18 protein-coding genes are annotated in these 21,397 nt (G+C 71.1%); 10 read left to right on the forward strand and 8 right to left on the reverse strand.

What is annotated here, in order from left to right; genetic code table 11:
• Nucleotides 1-7: 7 nt before the first annotated feature.
• Nucleotides 8-850, forward strand: coding sequence for a 16S rRNA (cytidine(1402)-2'-O)-methyltransferase (gene rsmI, locus ABZX10_RS18530; protein ID WP_355543147.1), 843 nt, complete (start codon nucleotides 8-10; stop codon nucleotides 848-850).
• On the opposite strand, the gene ABZX10_RS18535 is transcribed toward rsmI, so the two are convergent.
• Nucleotides 823-1,941 (reverse strand): aminodeoxychorismate synthase component I, encoded by a 1,119-nt coding sequence (locus ABZX10_RS18535; protein ID WP_355543150.1) that lies wholly within the window; start codon nucleotides 1,939-1,941, stop codon nucleotides 823-825. The two genes, rsmI and ABZX10_RS18535, sit on opposite strands and share 28 nt — an antisense overlap.
• A 184-nt stretch (nucleotides 1,942-2,125) precedes the next feature.
• Between ABZX10_RS18535 and ABZX10_RS18540 the strand changes: the two genes are divergently transcribed.
• Complete coding sequence (locus ABZX10_RS18540; RefSeq protein WP_355543153.1) at nucleotides 2,126-2,419, forward strand: hypothetical protein; 294 nt, start codon at nucleotides 2,126-2,128, stop codon at nucleotides 2,417-2,419.
• On the opposite strand, the gene ABZX10_RS18545 is transcribed toward ABZX10_RS18540, so the two are convergent.
• Both ABZX10_RS18545 and ABZX10_RS18550 read right to left on the reverse strand, forming a co-directional pair.
• The gene (locus tag ABZX10_RS18545; RefSeq protein WP_355543156.1) at nucleotides 2,355-3,734 is read right to left on the reverse strand and encodes a DUF998 domain-containing protein; all 1,380 of its coding nucleotides are present in this window, start codon (nucleotides 3,732-3,734) and stop codon (nucleotides 2,355-2,357) included. The genes ABZX10_RS18540 and ABZX10_RS18545 overlap by 65 nt on opposite strands.
• A 147-nt stretch (nucleotides 3,735-3,881) precedes the next feature.
• Nucleotides 3,882-4,760 (reverse strand): type IV toxin-antitoxin system AbiEi family antitoxin domain-containing protein, encoded by an 879-nt coding sequence (locus ABZX10_RS18550; protein ID WP_355543159.1) that lies wholly within the window; start codon nucleotides 4,758-4,760, stop codon nucleotides 3,882-3,884.
• 157 nt (nucleotides 4,761-4,917) lie between these two features.
• Here ABZX10_RS18550 and metG point away from each other — a divergent pair, with 157 nt between their 5' ends.
• Nucleotides 4,918-6,462 (forward strand): methionine--tRNA ligase, encoded by a 1,545-nt coding sequence (metG, locus tag ABZX10_RS18555; protein WP_355543163.1) that lies wholly within the window; start codon nucleotides 4,918-4,920, stop codon nucleotides 6,460-6,462.
• A 7-nt stretch (nucleotides 6,463-6,469) separates the two neighbouring features.
• Here the strand turns inward: metG and ABZX10_RS18560 are convergent, their stop codons facing one another.
• Both ABZX10_RS18560 and ABZX10_RS18565 read right to left on the reverse strand, forming a co-directional pair.
• Entirely contained in the window at nucleotides 6,470-7,627 is a 1,158-nt protein-coding gene (locus ABZX10_RS18560; RefSeq protein WP_355543166.1) for a hypothetical protein, read from the reverse strand.
• Nucleotides 7,628-7,639: 12 nt separating this feature from the next.
• On the reverse strand, nucleotides 7,640-8,803 hold the full coding sequence (locus tag ABZX10_RS18565; RefSeq protein WP_355543169.1) for a hypothetical protein: 1,164 nt from the start codon (nucleotides 8,801-8,803) through the stop codon (nucleotides 7,640-7,642).
• A gap of 121 nt (nucleotides 8,804-8,924) precedes the next feature.
• Between ABZX10_RS18565 and ABZX10_RS18570 the strand changes: the two genes are divergently transcribed.
• The 4 genes from ABZX10_RS18570 (at nucleotide 8,925) to ABZX10_RS18585 (ending at nucleotide 13,211) form a co-directional block, all read left to right on the forward strand.
• Nucleotides 8,925-9,773, forward strand: a complete 849-nt coding sequence (locus tag ABZX10_RS18570) for a TatD family hydrolase (RefSeq protein WP_355543172.1) — start codon at nucleotides 8,925-8,927, stop codon at nucleotides 9,771-9,773.
• Between the two features lie 116 nt (nucleotides 9,774-9,889).
• The gene (locus tag ABZX10_RS18575; RefSeq protein ID WP_355543175.1) at nucleotides 9,890-11,362 is read left to right on the forward strand and encodes a transglycosylase family protein; all 1,473 of its coding nucleotides are present in this window, start codon (nucleotides 9,890-9,892) and stop codon (nucleotides 11,360-11,362) included.
• 18 nt (nucleotides 11,363-11,380) lie between these two features.
• The gene (rsmA, locus tag ABZX10_RS18580; protein ID WP_355543178.1) at nucleotides 11,381-12,286 is read left to right on the forward strand and encodes a 16S rRNA (adenine(1518)-N(6)/adenine(1519)-N(6))-dimethyltransferase RsmA; all 906 of its coding nucleotides are present in this window, start codon (nucleotides 11,381-11,383) and stop codon (nucleotides 12,284-12,286) included.
• A gap of 10 nt (nucleotides 12,287-12,296) precedes the next feature.
• Complete coding sequence (locus ABZX10_RS18585; RefSeq protein ID WP_355543181.1) at nucleotides 12,297-13,211, forward strand: 4-(cytidine 5'-diphospho)-2-C-methyl-D-erythritol kinase; 915 nt, start codon at nucleotides 12,297-12,299, stop codon at nucleotides 13,209-13,211.
• 31 nt (nucleotides 13,212-13,242) lie between these two features.
• On the opposite strand, the gene ABZX10_RS18590 is transcribed toward ABZX10_RS18585, so the two are convergent.
• Entirely contained in the window at nucleotides 13,243-13,698 is a 456-nt protein-coding gene (locus tag ABZX10_RS18590; RefSeq protein ID WP_355543184.1) for a hypothetical protein, read from the reverse strand.
• Nucleotides 13,699-14,097: 399 nt separating this feature from the next.
• Between ABZX10_RS18590 and ABZX10_RS18595 the strand changes: the two genes are divergently transcribed.
• Both ABZX10_RS18595 and ABZX10_RS18600 read left to right on the forward strand, forming a co-directional pair.
• Nucleotides 14,098-15,021, forward strand: coding sequence for a heavy-metal-associated domain-containing protein (locus tag ABZX10_RS18595; protein WP_355543187.1), 924 nt, complete (start codon nucleotides 14,098-14,100; stop codon nucleotides 15,019-15,021).
• A 2-nt stretch (nucleotides 15,022-15,023) separates the two neighbouring features.
• The gene (locus tag ABZX10_RS18600) at nucleotides 15,024-17,489 is read left to right on the forward strand and encodes a heavy metal translocating P-type ATPase (RefSeq protein WP_355543190.1); all 2,466 of its coding nucleotides are present in this window, start codon (nucleotides 15,024-15,026) and stop codon (nucleotides 17,487-17,489) included.
• A 68-nt stretch (nucleotides 17,490-17,557) separates the two neighbouring features.
• Here ABZX10_RS18600 and ABZX10_RS18605 read toward each other — a convergent pair whose 3' ends face one another.
• Nucleotides 17,558-18,010, reverse strand: a complete 453-nt coding sequence (locus ABZX10_RS18605; protein WP_355543193.1) for a hypothetical protein — start codon at nucleotides 18,008-18,010, stop codon at nucleotides 17,558-17,560.
• Nucleotides 18,011-18,369: 359 nt separating this feature from the next.
• Nucleotides 18,370-20,193: an ABC-F family ATP-binding cassette domain-containing protein gene (locus tag ABZX10_RS18610; RefSeq protein ID WP_355543196.1), complete on the reverse strand. Its 1,824-nt coding sequence runs from the start codon at nucleotides 20,191-20,193 to the stop codon at nucleotides 18,370-18,372.
• Nucleotides 20,194-20,266: 73 nt separating this feature from the next.
• On the opposite strand from ABZX10_RS18610, the gene ABZX10_RS18615 reads away from it, so the two are divergent.
• A complete protein-coding gene (locus tag ABZX10_RS18615) occupies nucleotides 20,267-21,268 on the forward strand; it encodes an enoyl-CoA hydratase/isomerase family protein (RefSeq protein ID WP_355543199.1) in 1,002 nt (333 codons plus the stop codon).
• The last annotated feature ends 129 nt before the right edge of the window (nucleotides 21,269-21,397 follow it).

Consider the following 21,397-nt stretch of genomic DNA (forward strand, 5'->3'; position numbering starts at 1 on the left):
GTCAGTCGTGGGAGCTGAGGACGCGCGCGGTGCGCTGATCGTCGCCGGGGTGCCGATGGGCAACCCGGGTGACGCCACGGCCCGGCTCGTCTCCGCACTCGGAACGGCCGACGTGATCGCCGCCGAGGACACCCGCCGGGCCCGCTCCCTGGCCGCCTCGCTGGGGGTCGAACCGCGCGGGAGGATCATCAGTTTCTACGACCACAACGAGGCCGGCCGGATCCCGCAGCTCCTCGCCGCGCTCGACGCCGGCGAGACGGTGCTGCTGGTCACCGACGCCGGCATGCCCTCCGTGTCCGACCCCGGATACCGCCTGGTCGCGGCGGTCGTCGAGGCCGGACACCGGGTCACCTGCCTGCCCGGCCCGTCGGCGGTCACCACCGCCCTGGCCCTGTCCGGGCTGCCCGTCGAGCGGTTCCTGTTCGACGGTTTCGCCCCGCGCAAGTCCGGCGCCCGCCGGGCGTGGCTGCAGGACCTCGTGACGGAGCGCCGCGCCGCGGTGTTCTTCGAGTCGCCGCACCGCCTCGCCGACACCCTCGCCGACGCCGCCGAGGTCCTCGGATCCGGTCGACGCGCCGCGGTGTGTCGCGAGCTCACGAAGACCTACGAGGAGGTGCGGCGCGGCACGCTCGGCGAGCTCGCGGCCTGGGCGGCCGACGGGGTGCGAGGCGAGATCACCGTCGTGCTCGCCGGCGCCGACCCCGTCACCGCCGATCCCGTCGATCACGTGGCCGCGGTCCTGCGCCGCGTCGACGCGGGGGAGCGCCTCAAGGACGCCTGCGCCGCCGTCGCCGCGGAGACGGGGGCGTCCAAGCGGGAGCTCTACGAGGCGGCGCTGGCCGCGCGGTAGCCCACGATCGACGCGGCCTTGTCCAAGCACTCGCACCACTCCGCGTCGGGCTCGGAATCGATCGTGATGCCGCCGCCCACCCCGAGACGGAGGGCGCCGTCCCGCGCCTCGACGGTGCGGATCGCGACATTGAGGTCCAGACCCGTCAGCGGATGGTCGATGCCGATCGCGCCGCAGTAGCTGCCGCGGGTGTGCTTCTCCCAGTGAATGATCCGATCGCGGGCGGCGAGCTTGGGGGTGCCGGTCACGGAGGCGGGCGGAAAGGTCGCGTCGAGGAGCTGGGACCGGGTGGTCCCGGGGCGCTGCTGCGCCGTCACCGTCGAGACGAGGTGCCAGACGCCGGGCGCCCGCTGCACCCGCAGCAGCTCCGGAGTCCGGACGGTGCCGGTCGTCGCGACCCGGCTGAGGTCGTTGCGCACCAGGTCCACGATCATGACGTTCTCCGCGACGTCCTTGACGCTGGCCCGCAGGTCCTCGGGGCGTCGGCCGGCCGGAAGCGTGCCCTTGATCGGTCGCTCGGTGAGCAGGCCGGCGCTCTCGGTGAGGAAGGTCTCGGGGGAGAAGGACGCGATCGCGCCCCAGTCGCCCTCGAGGTAGGCGGCCTTGGCCGGCCGGGTCGCGGCGGCGATGTCGGCGAACATCTCCAGCGGGTCGCCGGTCAGGACGCCGTCGAAGCGGGTGCACACGTTCACCTGGTACACGTCACCCGCCCGGATCGCCTCCTGGCAGGCGAGTACCGCTGCCCGGTGATCCTCCCGATCCGGTGCGGTCCAGCGGGCCTCCCACGAGCGCGACGCGGGCGCCGCATCCGGGACCGGGAATCCGGGATCGGTGCAGGTCCAGTGTCCCTCTGCGCCCAACAGCAGCAGCGGGCCGGGATCGCCGCCGACGACCTCGGGCACGAGCCGCGACTCCCCGCTGACATCGGGATAGCCGACGACGCCGAGCCACGGCGCACCGTCGGGTCCGATACCGGGGCGGAGCGCGGGCTCCGGGGCGATCACGGCGCGGAACCCGCCCCAGCTGCCGAGCAGCGCGGCAGGACGATGGCCGCGATCCCGCAGCGCCCGCAGCATGTCGACCGGATGCACCGCGCCATCCTGTCATGCGCCCGCATCGGCCGAATGGGGGACGGATGTCGGGGAGAAATGGGGAATTCGCCTGATGTGCCCAGCGGCGCGAGACGGAAGAGTGCTTCGTGGCAGGCGGATCCTCTCCCACCCGATCCGCCGGCCACCCACACGACGAACCGCACCTGTGCGACGAGGAGGAGCGATGAACCCGGTGATCGACGGCGGCACCGACTTGGGCGGTCGGCTGACCTGGGTACACGTGGCGCACGGCGATCTCAGCCAGGTCCGCTTCTACGCCGAGGGCGAGTTCGCCGGTACCGCCGCGGACGCGCCGACCGCGGAGACCGAGGTCATCGGCGTCGACTACGACGTGGTCTACGTGCGCTACGGCCGCGACATCGCCCGGTTCCGCCTGGACGAGTCCGGCGCGGTCATCGCCCTCGACGCCGCTCCCGGTGCGCGGGTACTCGAGGTTCCGGCACGCACGTCGGCCTGAGCGCGCGACCGCGGTGTGCGAGGAGGGCGACGCCGGCTCCGGCGACCCACACGATCACGGGGTACATCGCGGTCCGCTCGGCCAGCCCGGCCCACCCCGAATCCATGGCGGCCGTGGTCGCGGCGAATCCCGCGATCCCGACCGCGCCGCAGGCCAGCGCGGCGCGGGCGGCGACGGGCCGCACCGAGCGCAGCGACCAGCCGAGGAGGACCAGGCCCATCGTCGGCGCGGGACCGCTGAACAGGGCGACGGCCATGTGCGCCGCTGGATGGACGTCGCCGGGTGTGAGTCCGGCGCCGATCTTGCCGAGGCCGCCCACCAGGATGAGCGCCGCGCCCGCTGTCGCGACGCGTCCCGAAGGGCGCAGCGGCCACAGGAGTAGCGTCCCGACGAGGAGCCCGACGCCGGTCGCGGAGAAGCCCAGGTTCATCGCGAGGTGCCAGGGCGAGCAGACGTCGGTGTTGTACCCGCCCACGTCGGAGGGGGCGCAGCCCACCATGCCGAGGTCGCTGACCATGTGCCGAATCGGGTTGTACCCGTTGGTCACCCCGGCCATCGCGATCGCCTGCGCCACGAAGAAGATGGAAGTGCCCGCCCAGGACGCGGCGCCGACCGTGATCCGGTCCGACGCCCCACGGCGCAGCGCGAGGCCGAGTCCCACGCCGAGAACGGCGGCGATGGCGTGTTCGTCGCGCAGTATCACGAGGGCGAGACCGACCGCTGCGAGCGCTGTGAGGGCGACCGCCGCCGACCGCCCGCTACGGTTCGGGCCGCGATCCCCTCCGGGGTGCGAGCCTGTGCCGCGCCGCCGTCGGTGCGGTGCTGCCGCCACGGCGGCGGCGACGGCGAGCGTCATCGTCGCCAGCGAGCTCCCGGCGCCGTCGGGGAATCCGAGGGCCAGGGCCAGCAGATTTCCGACAGTCCCGCCCGCGACCCACACCGCGGAGCCCGCGCCTGCGCCGAAAACTCGCGCGCCGAGGACGGTGGTGACGACGAGGGTGATGAGGTTGAAACCCATCCCCCAGAGCCCGCCGCCCTGGATCAGGAAGGAAGTGACCAACCGCCACAGCTCGCCGTGGTCGATCGCCGCCGCAGACCGCTGCCACGAACGCTCGAGCCCGGGATGCAGAAGCTCGGCGAGAGATCCCGCGATCGCGACCGCGATGAGCGCGAAGGGCCATCGCTGCTGGTATCGCCTCGGGGCGGTGCGGCCCGGCTGGGCGGCGTGAGGAGGAGCGGCGTTCGCGGGAATGGCGAGGCGGAGGATCCGCCAGGTGGCGAGGAACAGCAGGCCGTAGAGAAAGCTCAGTGTCATGTCCGAATCCGTATCGTGCGCTTGGTGTCCTCCCGGATGCTGCCCGATCGCGAGCGCCGCATGGAATCCCTCGCAGGTATGAGATCCGTATCCGAGGTGCCCGCACGAACGTCGGTCTGAGCGGCGCACCCCCTGCATTTCCCCAGGTCACGAAAAGCGACCGCCGCTGGGGGCGACGTTCGTGCGGACAACCCGGGTAGTCACGGCACATAGTCGGGGTGCCGCAGGTGGTCGCCGTCCGAGAATCGTGCGGGCGATCGCCGCCGCGACTCTCGGGAACTGGCGGAACACCTGCTGATATGACACCCGCAGCACGCAGAAGCCCAGCGTCTGCAGCACCAGGTCGCGCTCGCGGTCGGTCTCGACGGCCTCCCCGGCGTGGTGCTCCTCGCTGTCGCACTCGATGACCAGGCTGCGGCCGACCAGGAGGTCGACGTGCCCGACCCCGGGGATGAACACCTGGGTGCGCGGGGCGAGCCGTTTGCGCCGCAGGTGCAGGCGCACGTGCGTCTCGGTGCCGGACTCGGCTGATCCGTCGACGCCGCGCAGCGCGCGTTCCACGCGCCGCGGGCGCCCGCGTAGCAGGCCCGTCAGCTCGCCGGGCTGCAGGACTCCCCGATGGAGAACGGAATCGAACACCGCGACGAGTTCGTCGCCGTGCACGCAGTCGGCGACCGCGAGCACCGATGTTGCTGCGTCGTCCACGGCTGCGGGAGGTGCGTCGATCGACTCGCCGCACACGATGAGACCCTTGTGCGCGCGGCGCCGGGCCCGCTCGGACAGCCGGACGTGCAACCCGCGCGCCGACTCCGGCACCCAGACCCGATGGCGGGCGAGCGCGGACATGCAGCTCACGCCTCCTCCGGCTGACACGGCGCGCATTACGTCCGGGTCGGCGCCGGGGAGGGCGTACCTACCGCGCCGCAACAGGGTCAGCCGTTCCGCGTCCACCGCGAGCCGGATCGCGCGCGGTGTCCAGCCCTGGGCCTCCAGCTCCGTCCGCGTCACCACCCCGTGTTCCCCCATGAGCTTGATGCTCGCCCACCCCCGGACCGCACCGACGCCGACCGGGACGTGCCTGTGGAGGGATCCGGACTTTCCACAGGGGACCGTCGAGCCGTTGACCGGCGCGCCGAAACGTGCTTGCCGGACCGCGGGAACGCACCGATAAGCTGACCCCATCATGGCTGCAGACAAGGCATTCTTCCTCACGACCGCGATCGCGTACCCGAACGGCGTTCCGCACATCGGGCACGCGTACGAGTACATCGCCACGGACGTGATCGCGCGGTTCAAGCGCCTCGACGGCTTCGACGTGTTCTATCTGACCGGCACCGACGAGCACGGCCTGAAGATGCAGCAGACCGCGGCCAAGGAGGGCATCGAGACCAAGGCCCTCGCCGACCGCAACGCCGCCGCCTTCGAGGCGTTGCAGCGCGCCGTGGGATCCACCTTCGACCGGTTCATCCGCACCACCGACGCCGACCATTACGAGGCGTCGAAGGCCATCTGGGAGCGGATGGCGGCCAATGGCGACATCTACCTCGGCAAGTACTCGGGGTGGTACTCGGTGCGCGACGAGGCGTACTACGCCGAGGACGAGACCACCGTCACCGAGAACGGCGTCCGCGTGTCCACGGGCACCGGCACGGAGGTGGAGTGGACCGAGGAGGCGTCCTACTTCTTCAAGCTCTCCGCCTACCAGGACCGGCTGCTCGCGCTGCTCGAGCGCGAGGGCGGCTACCTCGAGCCGGCCACCCGCCGCAACGAGATCGTCAGCTTCATCAAGGGCGGCCTCAAGGACCTCTCGATCAGCCGCGACACCTTCGATTGGGGCGTGCCCGTGCCGGGCGACCCGGACCACGTCATGTACGTGTGGGTGGACGCGCTCACCAACTACCTCACCGGCGCCGGCTACCCGGACACGGGTTCGGAGCAGTTCGGAACGTTCTGGCCCCCGAAGCTGCAGATCATCGGCAAGGACATCATCCGCTTCCACGCGGTCTACTGGCCCGCATTCCTGATGAGCGCCGGGATCGAGCTGCCCGAGCGGGTCTTCGCGCACGGTTTCCTGTTCAACAAGGGCGAGAAGATGAGCAAGTCGGTCGGCAATGTCGTCGACCCGCACGCCCTCATCGCGGAGTACGGCCTCGACGCGCTGCGCTTCTTCCTGCTCCGCGAGGTCAGCTTCGGCCAGGACGGCAGCTACAGCCACGAGGCCATCGTCGGTCGGATCAACGCCGACCTCGCCAACGAGCTCGGCAACCTCGCGCAGCGCTCGCTGTCGATGATCAACAAGAACTGCGGGGGCACGGTCCCGTCGCCCGGCCCGTTCACCGAGGCCGACGATGCCCTGCTCGCCAAGGCCGACGGCCTGCTGTCGGCGGTCCGTGGCCACGTCGACGACCAGGCACTGCATCTGTACCTGGAGGCGATCTGGGAGGTCCTCGCCGACACCAACCGGTACTTCTCCGCGCAGGAGCCGTGGAAGCTCAAGGCGAGCGATCCGGACCGCATGGCGACGGTGCTGTACGTGACCGCCGAGGTCGTCCGGCAGGTCGCGCTGCTGCTGCAGCCGGTGATGCCGGAGTCGTCGGAGGAACTGCTCACGCTGCTCGAGCAGCCGAAGGATGAGCGGACCTTCGACGCGGTCGCCACCCGGCTGCGGCCGGGTACCGCACTGCCCAAGCCGCAGGGCGTCTTCCCCCGCTACGTCGAACCGGAGTAGCGGGCGCCTACGGGTTCTTCGCCAGGATCGTGTACTGCGCGGCGGCGGTCTGCGTCGCGTCGGTGAGCGAGTCGGTGGACAGGGAGAACACGTAGCGGCCCACGTGCCCGCTGCACCCGTAGGTCCCGTCGTCCTTGTACTGACCGCACCTGACGGTCAGTAGGCCGGCGGGCACCGCGACCGGCGTGGACTTGGTGGCATCGGCGCGGCTGCGGCGGTCGGCGAGCAACTTCGCGGCGGCAGCCGTGTCCCGGGCCCGGAAGACGATGGTCTTCCCCTGCCCGACGGCGTCCACGCCCGCTGCGCGGTACATGTCCGCATCGGAGACGTCCTCGACCCGCAGCACCAGCCCGGCGAGGTCGTAGTAGTTGTTCGCGATCTCCTTCGCGGAGACCGGCGGGTTCGCCTCGTAGATCGTGCGGGCGAGGATGCCGCCGTCGTCGCTGGGCAGCGTCTGCACCGACGAGGCGGGGGTCGGCCGGAACTGCTGGACCTTCGGCACCTGCAGTGCGTAGGCCTTCGAGACGAAGCCGGTCGCCTCGCCCGTGGTCGGGGCGGTGCCGCTGACGTTGATCACGAACGGACCTTCGGCCCGGTACGAGTCGACGGTGCCGGGCTTGAACTCCGTCGCGAACACGCCGTCGATCCCGACGATCTGCCGCTGCGATCCGGCTCCCGCCTTCACGGCGTCGAGCGCCTTCGCGGCGGTCGCGGCGTCGTCGAACCGGTACAGCCCGACGCGCAGCGCGACCGTCGGATTCTCGAGCTTGTCGCCGCGGGTCGTGGTCATGCCGACGTGCATGTTGTTGCGGCTGAAGGCCGATGCGGTCGCGTCGGGCACCCGCTCGGACAGGTTCAGCCCGTCGAGGACCGGGTAGGAGCGCAGCGCGACCCCACCGATCTTCAGGCGGGCGTCGACGTCGCTGACCTGGATCAGCGCGTCGCCCATGCGGTTGCCCTCGACGATCCAGCCGCCGTCCGTCGACGACGGTGGGATCTCGCGCAAGGTGGTCGGATTCTGCCCGACGTCCAGCCCCGTCGGGATGACGGGGCCGGGCGAGTTCCCGGCGCTGTCGCCGGCGATGCCGGACACCGTCGTGCTGCACGCCGTGAGGGTCGCAGCGGCGAGTGCGAGGGCGAGTGCTGGAATGACGGTGCTCTTCATGGCCTTCGATCCCTACGGGTTCTTCGCGAGGATGGTGAACTGTGCCGAGATCGCCTGTTGCGACTCCGCGAGGCTCTCGCCGCCGGCCGTCGCCGCCCACCGGCCGACCGCGACGGCGCAGTTGAAGGTCTGCGACTCCCGGCGCTCGGTGCACTGCGCCTGCGGCAGCGCCGTGGGGGAGGCGGCGGCCACGTGGTTCTTGTCCGCGCGGGTCGTGGACACCAGCGCTGCGGCCATGTCGGTCGCGGCAGCGGCGTCCCGCGTGCGGTAGACGATCGCGGCGCCCTCGCCGACCAGGTCCACGCCGGCCTTGCGGTAGATGTCCGCGTCCGAGATGTCGCGGATGCGGTGCAGCATCGCGTCGAGGCCGTAGTAGGCGTTGGAGAGGCTGCTCAGCGCGCTGGACTGTTGCATGAGGGTGCGCGAGAGGATCCCGTCCTTGTCGCCCGGCAGCGACTGGATCGACGCCACGGGCGTGGGACTGAAACTCTTGACCTTGGGGATCTCGAGTGCGTAGGCCTTGGTGACGAACTTCGCCGCGTCGTCCGTCGCGGGGGCCGTCCCGCTGACGTTGATGACGAACGGGCCCTCGACGCGGTAGCTGTCCACGGTGCCCGGCTTGAACTCCGTCGCGCTGACGCCGTCGGTGCCGGTGATCGGGATCTGCCGCTGCCCCGCCGTCGCGGCCTTGATCGCCGCGAGCGCCTTGGCCGCGGCGTCGGGGGTGTCGAAGCGGTACAGACCGATGCGGGTGGCCACGGTCGGGTTGTCGAAGGTGTCGCCGCGCGTGGTCGTCATACCGACGCGCATCTTGTTGTCGTAGAAGGCGTTGTAGGTCGCGTCGGGAACCCGCTGCTTGAGCTGGATGCCGGTCAGCACCGGGTAGGAGCGCAGGCCGGCGCCGCCGATCTTCATCCGCGGGTCGACCTCGTTGACCTGGATGAGCGCCTCAGCCATCCGGTTGCCCTCGATGATCCAGGCGTTCTCGTTCGACGGTGACGGGACCTCCCGAATCGTGGTGGGGAACCGCCCGACGTCGAGTCCGGCGGGAACCGCGACCGTGCTCGGCGCGGCGCTGCTGTCGGACACCGTCGGGGTGCCGCCGGTCGTCGTGCTGCAGGCCGCGACCAGGGCGGCGCAACCGACGACGAGGCCGGCCACGATCTTCGAGCTCATCTGTTCTCCTCTTCGAAGGGGCTGTTGCGATCAGATCAGCCGTCGCTTCGCCTCCGCTTAACACCGGATTAAACCTGGTCCGAAGAAACCCGGTGCGGGGACTACCGGAACAATGGGCGGCATGGGGAAGAAGAAGTCGCCGCCTCCGCTGCCCGATCCGCTCCCGGGCCTCGTCGACGCGCACACGCACCTCGACGGCTGCCGAGCCCGCACGCCCGAGGCCGTGCGGGAGCTGGTCGATCGGTCGGCGTCCGTCGGCGTGGGCCGGGTCGTCACCGTCGCCTGCGATCTCGAGCAGGCCCGGTACGTCATCGACGCCTCCCGCTGGGACGAGCGGGTCTTCGCCGCGGTGGCCCTGCACCCCACGGACGCGCACCAGCTCGAGGTCGACGGTGCGCCGGAGGAGCTCGAGCGGCTCGCCGCCGATCCGCGGTGCGTGGCGATCGGGGAGACCGGGCTGGACTGGTACTGGTTGGGCAAGCGCGAGGACGTGGCCACGCCGGCGCAGCAGCACGCGTCCTTCGAGTGGCACATCGACCTGGCCAAGCGGCTGGGCAAACCGTTGATGATCCACAACCGCGAGGCCGACGCCGACATCCTGACGGACCTGGAGCGCTTCGGCGCCCCGGAGACGGTGATCTTCCACTGCTTCTCCGGCGACGCGGCGATGGCGCGCGAATGCGTGGACCGCGGTTACGTGCTCAGCTTCTCCGGCACCGTCACCTTCACCAACGCGACCGCGTTGCACGACGCGGCGCGCCTGGTTCCCGACGGTCAACTCCTCGTTGAGACCGATGCGCCGTATCTCACACCCCACCCGTACCGGGGTACCCCCAACGAGTCGTACTGCATCCCCTACACGGCCCGATTCCTCGCTGACCTGCGCGGAGTCGCTCCCGAGGAGATCGCGGCGGCCACCACGGCGACCGCGGACCGTGTGTTCGGCGCCACATTCTCGGCGTCGAAATGAACAGAAGCTGGCACACCTTCCACTTCTCCGTTACCGTACTGTGATGTAACGGCGACCGAAACGTCGCCGTCGGCCACATCGGCAGTCCATCCGCAGTACCCGTAGGGAAGTCACCAGTGCCTGAGTTCGACGCAGACGACAACTCCACCATGGTGGATCAGCCGACCGCCCACTCCCGCCGAGGTGCCTTCGCCCCCACCGGGGAGCGCACCGCGGAGTTCGACGTGAACCGGGTCTTCGCCCGGTTCAGTGACCTGCACGAGCGGACCGTCGACCTCGAGGTGGACCGCGAGATCCTCGACCTCGAGGCCGAGGTGTACGGCGATGAAGCGGTCGCCGAAGCGGAGAGTCTCACCCACCTCGCTGACGAGGTCGAGGCCGTTCCGTCCCTCGAGGTCTACGACGAGGACGACGAGGTCGAGGCTCCGGAAGCCGATGCCGACGACACCCAGGGTGGCGTGCTCGGCGGGATCAGCACCCGCCTGGAGAACACCCCGGTCCGCGCGGTCACCGGTGCCATGCTCGTGGCACTGATGGCCGCCGGCGGCACCGCCGCGGCGTTGTACCAGGACGTCACCGTCACCGTCGACGGGCAGGCCCGCGAGGTCTCGACGATGAGCCGGTCGGTGAAGTCCATCCTGGAGTCCGCGGGCATCGACGCCGGCGCCGCCGACAAGGTGACGCCCGGCCTGAACGAGTCGGTGGCCTCGGGTCAGCCGATCTCGGTGCAGCACGCCCGCGACATCGCGGTCAACGTCAACGGCGCCGTTCGCACGGTCAAGACCACCGACCTCACGATGGGCGCCGCCCTCGCCGATGCCGGCCTCGGCGACGCCAAGAACTTCGTCTCGCTGCCGCTGGACGCGCAGGTCCCACTCTCGGGTGCCGCGGTGTCCGTGACCACCCCGGTCGCGGCCACCGTCGTGGACGCCGGGAAGACGGTCCGCGCGGACGCGGCCGGGCGCACCGTCGGCGAGTACCTGGCGAAGATGGGTGTCCCGCTGATCCAGCAGGACACGGTCACCCCGAGCGCGAACTCGCGGGTCACGCCGGACATGACGATCACGGTCAGCCGCAACCGCACCTCGACGGTCACGGTCACCGAGCCGTACACCGCGCCGCCGAAGAAGGTCGACGATCCGAAGCTGACCAACGGCAAGACCCAGATCACCAACCCCGGCAAGCCGGGTACGCAGAGCGTGCAGTACCGCGAGAAGGTCGTGGACGGCAAGGTCGTCTCCCGCGAGAAGATCGCCTCGACGGTGATCGACGCGGGCGTCCCCGGGGTCACCGCCGTCGGCACCGCGCCGGGCGCGCCCTACGTGGCGCCGGGGTCGGTCTGGGACCGCCTGGTGCAGTGCGAGTCCACCGGCAACTGGTCGATCAACACGGGCAACGGCTTCTACGGCGGCGTCCAGTTCGACTACGGCACCTGGCTGCGTCACGGTGGCGGCAAGTACGCGCCGCGCGCCGACCTCGCCACTCGCGAGGAGCAGATCGACATCGCCCGTAAGACCCTCGCCGCGCAGGGCTGGGGCGCCTGGCCGTCGTGCTCGTCGCGTCTCGGCCTGTCCGGCAACTCGGAGTAGCTCGGTAGAGTCACACCGGTGACCGGCGCCGACTTCAAGAACAAGGCACGACTGCTCGGCCCCGCGGAGATCCGCGCGCTGGCCGGGCAGTTGTCCGTTCGCCCCACCAAGACCTTGGGGCAGAATTTCGTGCACGACCCGAACACGGTCCGCAAGATCGTCGCCGCGGCGGACGTCCGGCCCGACGACATCGCCCTCGAGGTGGGCCCGGGTTTGGGATCGCTGACGCTGGCGCTGCTCGACGCCGCCGCCGCCGTGACCGCGATCGAGATCGATCCGGTTCTCGCGGAACAGCTCCCGAAGACGGTGGCCGATCGTGCGCCCGAGCTGGCGGGGAACCTCACCGTGATCGGCGAGGACGCGCTCAAGGTCTCGGGTACGCAGGTGTCCGTCGCAGGATCGCCGACGGTGCTCGTCGCGAACCTCCCGTACAACGTCTCGGTCCCCGTCTTGCTGCACCTGCTCGCGGAGGTTCCGACACTGCGCACCGTGCTGGTGATGGTGCAGTTGGAGGTGGCGGATCGGCTCGCCGCCGCGCCGGGCTCGCGGGTGTACGGCGTACCGTCGGTGAAGGCGGCGTACTACGGGCGCGTGCGCAAGGCCGGCACCGTCGGGCGGGCGGTGTTCTGGCCCGAGCCCAATGTCGAGTCGGGGCTGGTGCGGATCGACCTGCACGGGCCGGACGGTCGCGCCGATGTGGACCGCGCGCAGCTCTGGGCGGCCGTGGACGCGGCCTTCGCGCAGCGCCGCAAGACCCTCCGCGCGGCCCTCGCGGGCTGGGCCGGATCGCCCGCCGCCGCGGAGGAGATCCTGGTCGCCGCGGGCATCGATCCGCGGGAACGCGGCGAGAAGCTGGGCGTGGAGCAGTTCGCCGCGCTCGCCGCCGCGAAGTCCGCGGCCGGCCCACGGTCTCCGGCACCGTAGTCTGGAACGCGTGCTTTCCGTGGTCCCGACGCCCCTGACCGTGCGTGCGCCCGCCAAGGTGAACCTCCACCTCGGGGTGGGCGACGTGCGGCCCGACGGTTTTCACGAGCTGGTGACGGTGTTCCAGGCGCTGTCCCTGCACGACGACGTGACGCTGACCCCGGCCGACGAGCTCTCGCTGCACGTCACCGGCGAGGGTGTGCGCGACGTGCCGACCGATCCGACGAACCTGGCCGCCCGGGCGGTCGTCGCGCTCGCCGAGCGCTACGACCGCGACCCGAACATGCGCATCGACATCGCCAAGGGCATTCCCGTCGCCGGCGGAATGGCCGGCGGGTCCGCGGACGCCGCGGCCGCGCTGCTCGGCGCCGCGACGCTGTGGGGCCTCGAGGTCACCCGGGACGAGCTCGACGAGGTCGCGGCGACGCTGGGCTCCGACGTCCCGTTCTCGCTGCACGGCCACACCGCGCTCGGCACGGGGCGCGGGGAGCGGCTGATCCCCGCGTTGGCCCGCGGTGAGTTCCACTGGACCCTGGCGTTGGCCCGCGAGGGGCTGAGCACGCCGGCGGTGTACCGCGAACTCGATCGGCTGCGGGAGGTGGGGGACCCGCCGCGCGCCGGCGGCCCCGACGAGCTGCTGGCCGCCGTCGCGTCCGGTGACCCGCATCGGCTGGCGCCGCTGCTCGCCAACGACCTGCAGGCCGCCGCGCTGTCGCTGCAGCCGGGTCTGCGCCGGACGCTGCGCGCGGGGGTGGAGGCCGGCGCGCTGGCCGGCATCGTCTCCGGCAGCGGTCCCACCTGCGCCTTCCTCTGCGCGAGCGCGGACGACGCCGTCGATGTGGGCACCGAACTCGCCGGCGCGGGGGTGTGCCGGACGGTGCGCGTCGCCTCCGGTCCGGTGCCCGGCGCCACCGTCGTCCCGTAGTCCGTGCGGACCCGGGCCCGACGGTGCCGGGCTACTTCGCGGGGCCTGCGCAGGCCGTGAGCAGCGCGGTGACCTGCTGGTCGATCGGCGCACGGAAGGCCTTGTAGGCATCCGCCGGGCCGGGTGCGATCTGCCGGGCGCCGGCCACGAGCTCCTTCTCGGCCGTGCCGACGGTCTGCAGCGTGGACTGCACGGTCTGCAGGCCGCCCGGGATGAACTGGATCACGGTGCACACGAATCCGGTGAGCGGGTCCTGCGGCGCGGCGGCGGGCTTCGAGACCGGCTTGGCGGCGGGCTTCGCCGCGGCGGGCTTGGCGGCGGCGGGCCGCACCCCGGGTGCCGGCTTCGGGGCGTGCTTCGCGGCCGCAGGAACGGGCTTCGGAGTGGGCGCGGTGTCGTTGGGCGCGGCGAACGCGGTGGCGGGGAGCAGCAGGGTGGTGCCGGCGGCGAGCGCCGCGGCGGCGGAGGTGACACGGAGGCGGATCATCGATTCTCGGTTCCCATCGTCTGGTGGCGGTGCGAATCGCACTCGGGGTGAAGGTATCCGACTCTGCTCGATGTTTCGGTGGCCGTCGAGATTTGTGTTCCGCGTGCTCGAAAACACTGGTCATTGGGCCAGGTTCCCTCGGAAGATGCTGTATCGCAATCATTTTCACTCAGTACCGCAAACCGGTGGGTAGCTGGGGATTCAGACGGAATCGGCGCGAGTGTCTGTCCGATTCGGCGAGGGGGTTGTGCGGCGCGAACAGAGTTCGCCGGGCGCATTGTCGGCGGCGGACGAGACCGTCCGAATTCGGGCGGCCGCACCCTTGCCATATACCCCATGGGGGTATAACGTTCAGTGTGTCAGATACCCGGCAGGGGTATCGGTACCGAGGAGGAAGCGATGGACGTCGGCCAGTGGAAGCGGCGCTCGATGAGCCCGGCGGCACGGCTGGCGGTCTACGGCGCCGGCCTGGTCGTGGCCTTCGGCGCGGCGTACGGCCTCGCCGGTGCCGTCGTCCCGGACAGTGTGGTGGCGCAGTTCACCGAGAGGAGCGATCAGGTGCAGGATCATGCGAATCACGGCGGTGCCGGGAGCGGCGTTGCGGTGCCGAGTCTCCAGGGCGTCGCGCTGAGCGCCGAGGGGTTGACGCTGTCGCCGGTCGCCGCGCCGCGGGGAGTCGGGGATGCGGGCGTGCTGAGCTTCCGGATCGAGGACGCGTCGGGCGCTCCGGTCACCGCGTACACCACCACCCATGAGAAGGACCTGCACCTGATCGTCGTGCGGTCCGACGGGCGGGACTTCCGGCACGTGCATCCGACGCTCGATCGGGAGACGGGCACGTGGTCCGTCCCGTGGAGGTGGACGGAGGCCGGCACGTACCGCGTCTACGCCGACTTCACTGCCGGCGGTGCCGCGGTCACTCTCTCGCGCACGGTGGATGTCGCGGGCACCGTCGAGCCCGTGGATCCCGCGCCCACGCGGACCGCGCAGGTCGACGGGTTCACCGTCACCCTCGCGGGCGGCCTCGCCGCCGGTGCGTCGAGCCCGGTCGAACTGCGCGTCACCCGCGATGATGCCCCGGTCACCACGCTGCAGCCCTACCTCGGCGCCTTCGGGCACCTCGTGGCGCTACGCCAGGGCGACCTCGCCTTCTTGCACGTGCACCCCGACGGGGACGAGCCGAAGCCGGGCGCGACCGGCGGACCGTCGATCTCCTTCCAGTCGCAGGTGCCCACCGCGGGCCGCTACCTGCTCTACCTGGATTTCCAGGTCGACGGTGCCGTCCGCACCGCGAGCTTCGTCATCGACACCGAGAGGAACTGAGCATGAGCGGCATCGAGGGTGCGACCGGCGGCGCGCACATCGAACTGGACATCGGCGGCATGACCTGCGCCTCCTGCGCGAACCGGATCGAGCGGCGCCTCAACAAGATCGAGGGTGTGAGCGCCACCGTCAACTACGCCACGGAGAAGGCGAGGATCACCGCGCCCGACGGCGTGGACGTGCAGCGGATCATCGACGAGGTCGCCGAGACCGGCTACAGCGCAACGCCGTCCGGGACTGCGGCATCGTCGGACCGAGGAGGCGAGCAGGGCTCCCCGGCCGACCGTGAGCTGGAGTCCCTGCGCACCCGGCTGATCGGGGCCGTCGTGCTCGCGGTGCCGGTGATCGCGATGGCGATGGTCCCGGCCCTGCAGTTCACCTACTGGCAGTGGGCCTCGCTGGCGCTCGCTGCGCCCGTGATCCTCTGGGGCGCATGGCCCTTCCACGTGGCGGCGTGGACCAATCTGAGGCACGGCGCCGCGACGATGGACACGCTCATCTCGATGGGCACCCTGTCCGCGTTCCTGTGGTCGCTGTACGCGCTGTTCGTGGGCACGGCGGGGGAGCCGGGGATGAAACACCCGTTCGCCCTGACGCTCGCGCCGTCCGACGGTGCCGCCAACATCTACCTCGAGGTGGCCGCCGGGGTGACGATGTTCATCCTCGCCGGGCGGTACTTCGAGAAGCGCTCCAAGCGTCGGGCCGGCGCGGCGCTGCGCGCGCTGCTGGAGCTCGGCGCGAAGGAGGTGTCGGTGCTCCGCGAGGGTGCCGAGGTGAAGATTCCGGTCGAACACCTCGCGGTGGGCGACGTGTTCGTCGTGCGCCCCGGCGAGAAGGTCGCCACCGACGGCGTGGTCGTCTCCGGCACCTCCGCGGTCGACGCGTCCATGCTGACCGGCGAGTCCGTGCCCGTCGAGGTCGGTGCGGGAGACGCCGTCACCGGCGCCACTGTGAACGCCGGTGGGCGCCTGGTGGTGCGGGCCGTGCGCGTCGGATCGGACACCAGGCTCGCGCAGATGGCGCGGCTCGTCGAGGACGCCCAGACCGGGAAGGCGGAGGTGCAGCGCCTCGCCGACCGGATCTCCGGGGTCTTCGTGCCGATCGTCATCGCGGTCGCCGCGATCACGTTGGGTGGCTGGCTGGGCGCGGGTTTCCCCGCCTCGGCGGCCTTCACCGCCGCGGTCGCCGTCCTCGTCATCGCCTGCCCCTGCGCGCTCGGCCTGGCCACTCCGACGGCGCTGCTGGTCGGCACCGGCCGCGGCGCCCAGCTGGGCGTCCTCATCAAGGGTCCGGAGGTCCTCGAATCGACCCGGCGCGTGGACACCGTCGTCCTCGACAAGACCGGCACCGTGACCACCGGGCGGATGACCCTCGTCGACGTGGTGACCGAGCCGGGCGTCGAGGCGCAGGACGTGCTCCGGCTCGCCGGCGCGCTCGAGGACGCCTCCGAGCACCCGATCGCGCAGGCCATCGCGGCGGGCGCCCGGGAGAGGGCCGGAACGCTCTCGCCCGTCGAGGGATTCGCCAACGTCGAGGGACAGGGCGTACAGGGTGTCGTCGACGGCCACGGCGTGATCGTGGGCCGCGATTCGCTGCTCGCGGACTGGGCGCTCCGCCTCAGCGATGACCTTGCGGCGGCCAAGGCCCGCGCCGAGGAACGCGGCGCGACCGTGGTCGCCGTCGGCTGGGACGGCTCGGCGCGCGGCATCCTCGTCGTCTCCGACACCGTGAAACCGACCAGTGCGCAGGCGATCCGAGAGCTCCGTGCGCTGGGCCTGAACCCGGTCCTGCTCACCGGCGACAACGCGGCCGCCGCCCGGCACATCGCTGCGCAGGTGGGCATCGACGAGGTGATCGCCGAGGTCATGCCGCAGGACAAGGTCGATGTGGTGACGCGGCTGCAGGCGCAGGGCCGCGTGGTCGCGATGGTGGGCGACGGCGTGAACGACGCCCCCGCGCTCGCCGCCTCCGACCTCGGCCTGGCGATGGGCACCGGCACCGATGTCGCGATCGAGGCCTCGGACATCACGTTGGTCCGCGGTGACCTGCGGGCAGCTGTGGACGCGATTCGCCTGTCCCGCAGCACGTTCCGCACCATCAAGACGAACCTGTTCTGGGCGTTCGCCTACAACGTCGCCGCCATCCCGGTCGCCGCCCTCGGCATGCTCAACCCGATGCTCGCCGGCGCGGCGATGGCCTTCTCCAGCGTCTTCGTGGTGGGGAACAGCCTGCGACTGCGCGGATTCCGCGGCATGGCGGCGAACGACGACGCTGAAGCCCCGCACGCGAAGACTGCGGACGAGTCCACCGCCTGCCCCGTGATGGTGGGCAACCCGGTGGTGAAGTCCGATGCCGAGGCGGCGGGCCTGTTCCGCGACTACGACGGCGAGCGGTACTACTTCTGCTGCCCCTCGTGCGCCCCGAAGTTCGACGCGGACCCGGCGAGGTACGCCTCGAACCCCGGGTGAGCGAGCCGAGACGGTCGGATCGGGCGGGGGCCAGGCGGGCCCCGCCCGATCCGCCGTCCGCGACCCGCCTACCTGGCAGCCCCGGCGCAGGCGGTGAGCAGGGCGTTCACCTGGGCGTCGATCGGCGCGCGGAACGCCTTGTACGCGTCCGCCGGGCCGGGTGCGATCTGATGGGCGCCGGCGACGAGCTCCTTCTCGGCCGTGCCGACGGTCTGGAGCGTCGACTGGACCGTCTGCAGGCCGCCGGGAAGGAATCCGATGACGGTGCACACGAATCCGGTCAGCGGGTCGGCCGCGGGCTTGGCGGGCGCGGGCTTGGCGGGTGCGGGCTTGGCGGGTGCGGGCTTGGCGGGTGCGGGCTTCGCGGGTGCAGGCTTGGCGGGTGCGGACTTCGCGGGCGCGGGCGCCGGGTGCGGCGACGGCTCGCTCCCGTGGGGTGCGGCGAAGGCGGTGGCGGGGAGCAGCAGGGTGGTACCGGCGGCGACGGCTGCTGCCAGGGCGGCGACACGGAGTCGGATCATCGGGATCGGGATTCCTTTCGGGGGACGGCGAGTGCGGACGTGAAACTATCCGAGGGTCTCGCGCGAATCCGACGGGATCGATGATTTTCTTTGCGGTGATTGCAATTTCGCCGATCCGGATGCCGCTGAACGGGGCGCGAGGATCGCCGATGGCAAACAGTATCGGGCAAAATACAAAATGTAAGCTGGAGAAATGGACAGGATCGGACGTGTTGTCCGGCCCTGGCTGCAGCTGCGAATTGCGGATCGCTCAATCAATATTTTTTGTAGGCGGGATCGCGCGGTGCGGGGTCGCGGGCCGCCGGACCTTGAGTGGGAGTCGAGACTTCCGGTACCTCGGTCGAAGCCCGTGGACCTTCTCAGCCCTCCAGTGACTCCGAGAGCTCCAACCAGCGCAGCTCCTGCTCCGCCAGTTCGTCCTCGAGGGCCGAGATCTTCTTCATCTCCTCGGCGAGGCCGGCGTAGTCGCCTTGGTCGTGATCGGCCAGGGCGTTCTTCGCTTGTCCGATCTGCTCGCTGAGCTTGGACATCCGCCGCTCGACGGCGGAGACCTCCTTCTGCGCCGCCCGCAGCTCCGCGCCGCTGAGCCCGGACCCCGCGCCGGAGGGGGAGGGGGCGGTCACCGTCGAACCCGAGGAACCGGACCCGGAGGCCGAACCGGCTCCGCGCTCGGCCCGGCGCAGCGCCAGGTACTCGTCGACGCCGCCGGGCAGGTGCCGCAGGCGCCGCTCGAGGATGGCGTACTGCTGGTCGGTGACGCGCTCGAGGAAGTAGCGGTCGTGGCTGACCACGATGAGCGTGCCCGGCCACGAGTCGAGGAGGTCCTCCATCGCGGCCAGCATGTCGGTGTCGAGGTCGTTGGTCGGTTCGTCGAGGATCAGCACGTTCGGCGAATCGAGCAGGATGAGCAGCAGTTGCAGGCGCCGCTTCTGCCCGCCGGAGAGGTCCTTGACCGGCGTCGAGAGCTGCGCCGACGCGAAGCCCAGCCGCTCCAGCAGCTGCGACGGGGTGAGGTCCTGCGCCTTGGAGCCGCTGCCCACGGTGAAACTGGTGGCCAGGTTCGCCAGCACCACGCGGACGGGGTCGTTCCAGTGCTCCTCGAGCTCGTCGAGGCGCTGCGTGAGGGTCTGGACCTTGACCGTCTTGCCGCGCTTGACGGTGCCGGACGTGGGCTCGGTGGCACCGTCGATCAGCCCGAGTAGGGTCGACTTGCCCGCCCCGTTGACGCCCAGGATGCCGGTGCGCTCGCCGGGCGCGATGCGCCACTCGACGTCGCTGAGCACCTGCTTGTCGCCGTACGCGACGCCGACGTCGAGGATGTCGACGACGTCCTTGCCGAGCCGCGAGACCGCGAGCGACTGCAGCTCCGTCTTGTTGCGGATCTCGGGCACGTCGGAGATCAGGGCGTTCGCCGCGTCGATCCGGAACTTGGGCTTGCTGGTGCGGGCGGGGGCGCCGCGGCGCAGCCAGGCCAGCTCCTTGCGCGCGAGGTTCTGCCGCTTCTGCTCGATCGACGCCGCCTGCCGGTCGCGCTCCACGCGCTGCAGGATGTACGCCGCGTAACCGCCCTCGAAGGGCTCGACGATGCGGTCGTGCACCTCCCAGGTGGCGGTGCAGATCTCGTCGAGGATCCACCGGTCGTGGGTCACCATGAGCAGGCCGCCCTGGTTCGCGGGCCAGCGCGTCTTGAGGTGGCCGGCGAGCCACTCGATGGCCTCGACGTCCAGGTGGTTCGTGGGCTCGTCGAGGATGAGCACGTCGTGCTCGCCCGCGAGGAGCTGCGCGAGCTGCACGCGCCGCCGCTGCCCGCCGGAGAGCTCGCCGAGCCGCGCGTCCCACGGCAGGTCGGTGAGCAGGCCGGCGAGGATGTCGCGCACCTTCGGATCGCCGGCCCAGACGTGCTCGGGGGTGTCGCCCACCACCGTGTGCCCCACGGTGTCCCCGTCGTCGAAGAGGTCGGTCTGGGTCAGCACGCCCACCCGGACGCCGCCGCGCCGGGTCACGCGGCCGGAGTCGGGCTCGCGGGTACCGGCGAGCATGCCGAGCAGGCTCGACTTGCCGTCGCCGTTGCGGCCGACGATGCCGATCCGGTCACCCTCGCCCACGCCGAGGGACACCGAATCGAAGACCGTCTTGGTCGGGTACTCGAGGTGCAGCGCATCCGCGCCGAGAAGATTCGCCATCGCCGGTCCAGATTACGCGGGGGCCTGGCATACTGATTTAGTTGGATATGCGACTAATCGTGAGGAGTGCGCTGTGAGCGACGCCGACATCGTCACCACCGTGTCCGGGGGGACCGGCCACATCGAGCTGAACCGTCCGAAGGCGCTCAACGCGCTCACGACCGACATGGTGCATGCGATCGACGGGGCCCTGCAGGCCTGGGAGTCCGACGATGCCGTCGCGCGCGTCCTCATCACCTCCGCCTCGCCCAAGGCCTTCTGCGCCGGCGGCGACATCCGTGCCATCCGCGACCAGGTCGTGGCGGGGGAGGACTTCACCCCCTTCTTCCGCGACGAGTACGACATGAACCTGCGCCTCGCGGAGTTCCCCAAGCCGGTGATCGCGCTCATCGACGGCGTGAACATGGGCGGCGGCGTGGGCGTTTCGATCCACGGCTCGCACCGCGTCGTCTCGGAGAAGGCGCTCATCGCCATGCCCGAGGTCGCGATCGGCTTCCTCCCCGACGTGGGCGCCACGCACATCCTCGGCCGCCTGCCGAAGGGCGTCGGCGAGCTCATGGGGATGACGGCCGCCCGGATCGGCGCCGGCGACGCGCTCGCCGTCGGGCTCGCGACGCACTTCGTGCCGTCGTCCGCCATGCCGGACGTCAAGGCCGCCCTCCTCGCCGGGGAGGAGCTCGACGGTGTCCTCGCCCGATTCGGCGACACCGCCCCCGCGTCGACGCTCCCGCTCGACGAGATCGCGGATGTCTTCGGCCGCGACTCGGTGACCGAGATCCTCGCGGGCCTCGCCACGACGTCCGGCGCGTGGGCCGACACCGCCCGCGAGCAGCTCTCCACGGCCTGCCCCACCTCGGTCTTCGTCACCTTCGATCTGATCCAGGAGTCGCGCAACCGCACCCTGGCCCAGTGCCTCGCCGAGGAGGCCGTGGTCGGCGCCCGCCTGGTGCGCCGCCCGGACTTCGTCGAGGGCATCCGTGCGGTGCTCATCGACAAGACCCGCGACCCGAAGTTCTCGCCCGCCATGGTCAACGACGTCGAGGAGCGCGAGATCGAGGCCCTTCTCGGCTCCTGATCCGCCCGACCCTGCTCGCTGCGCTCGTGGCGCTCCCCTAGACGGTATGTAGTGACCGTCGGGATGTTAGTCCGGGGGTTGCGGGCCGGGGCCTCACGCACAAACACTCGTGGGTTACCGAGCAAGAGT

This window comes from Tsukamurella sp. NPDC003166 (assembly GCF_040611135.1).
GTDB lineage: Bacteria > Actinomycetota > Actinomycetes > Mycobacteriales > Mycobacteriaceae > Tsukamurella.

Coding starts and splice junctions, on each gene's coding strand:
- ABZX10_RS18560 (WP_355543166.1), bottom strand. CDS start 7,627: ATGAAGAGCACCGTCATTCCAGCACTCGCCCTCGCACTCGCCGCTGCG.
- ABZX10_RS18565 (WP_355543169.1), bottom strand. CDS start 8,803: ATGAGCTCGAAGATCGTGGCCGGCCTCGTCGTCGGTTGCGCCGCCCTG.
- ABZX10_RS18550 (WP_355543159.1), bottom strand. CDS start 4,760: ATGGGGGAACACGGGGTGGTGACGCGGACGGAGCTGGAGGCCCAGGGC.
- ABZX10_RS18570 (WP_355543172.1), top strand. CDS start 8,925: ATGGGGAAGAAGAAGTCGCCGCCTCCGCTGCCCGATCCGCTCCCGGGC.
- metG (WP_355543163.1), top strand. CDS start 4,918: ATGGCTGCAGACAAGGCATTCTTCCTCACGACCGCGATCGCGTACCCG.
- ABZX10_RS18540 (WP_355543153.1), top strand. CDS start 2,126: ATGAACCCGGTGATCGACGGCGGCACCGACTTGGGCGGTCGGCTGACC.
- ABZX10_RS18595 (WP_355543187.1), top strand. CDS start 14,098: ATGGACGTCGGCCAGTGGAAGCGGCGCTCGATGAGCCCGGCGGCACGG.
- ABZX10_RS18610 (WP_355543196.1), bottom strand. CDS start 20,193: ATGGCGAATCTTCTCGGCGCGGATGCGCTGCACCTCGAGTACCCGACC.
- ABZX10_RS18545 (WP_355543156.1), bottom strand. CDS start 3,734: ATGACACTGAGCTTTCTCTACGGCCTGCTGTTCCTCGCCACCTGGCGG.
- ABZX10_RS18605 (WP_355543193.1), bottom strand. CDS start 18,010: ATGATCCGACTCCGTGTCGCCGCCCTGGCAGCAGCCGTCGCCGCCGGT.
- ABZX10_RS18590 (WP_355543184.1), bottom strand. CDS start 13,698: ATGATCCGCCTCCGTGTCACCTCCGCCGCCGCGGCGCTCGCCGCCGGC.
- ABZX10_RS18600 (WP_355543190.1), top strand. CDS start 15,024: ATGAGCGGCATCGAGGGTGCGACCGGCGGCGCGCACATCGAACTGGAC.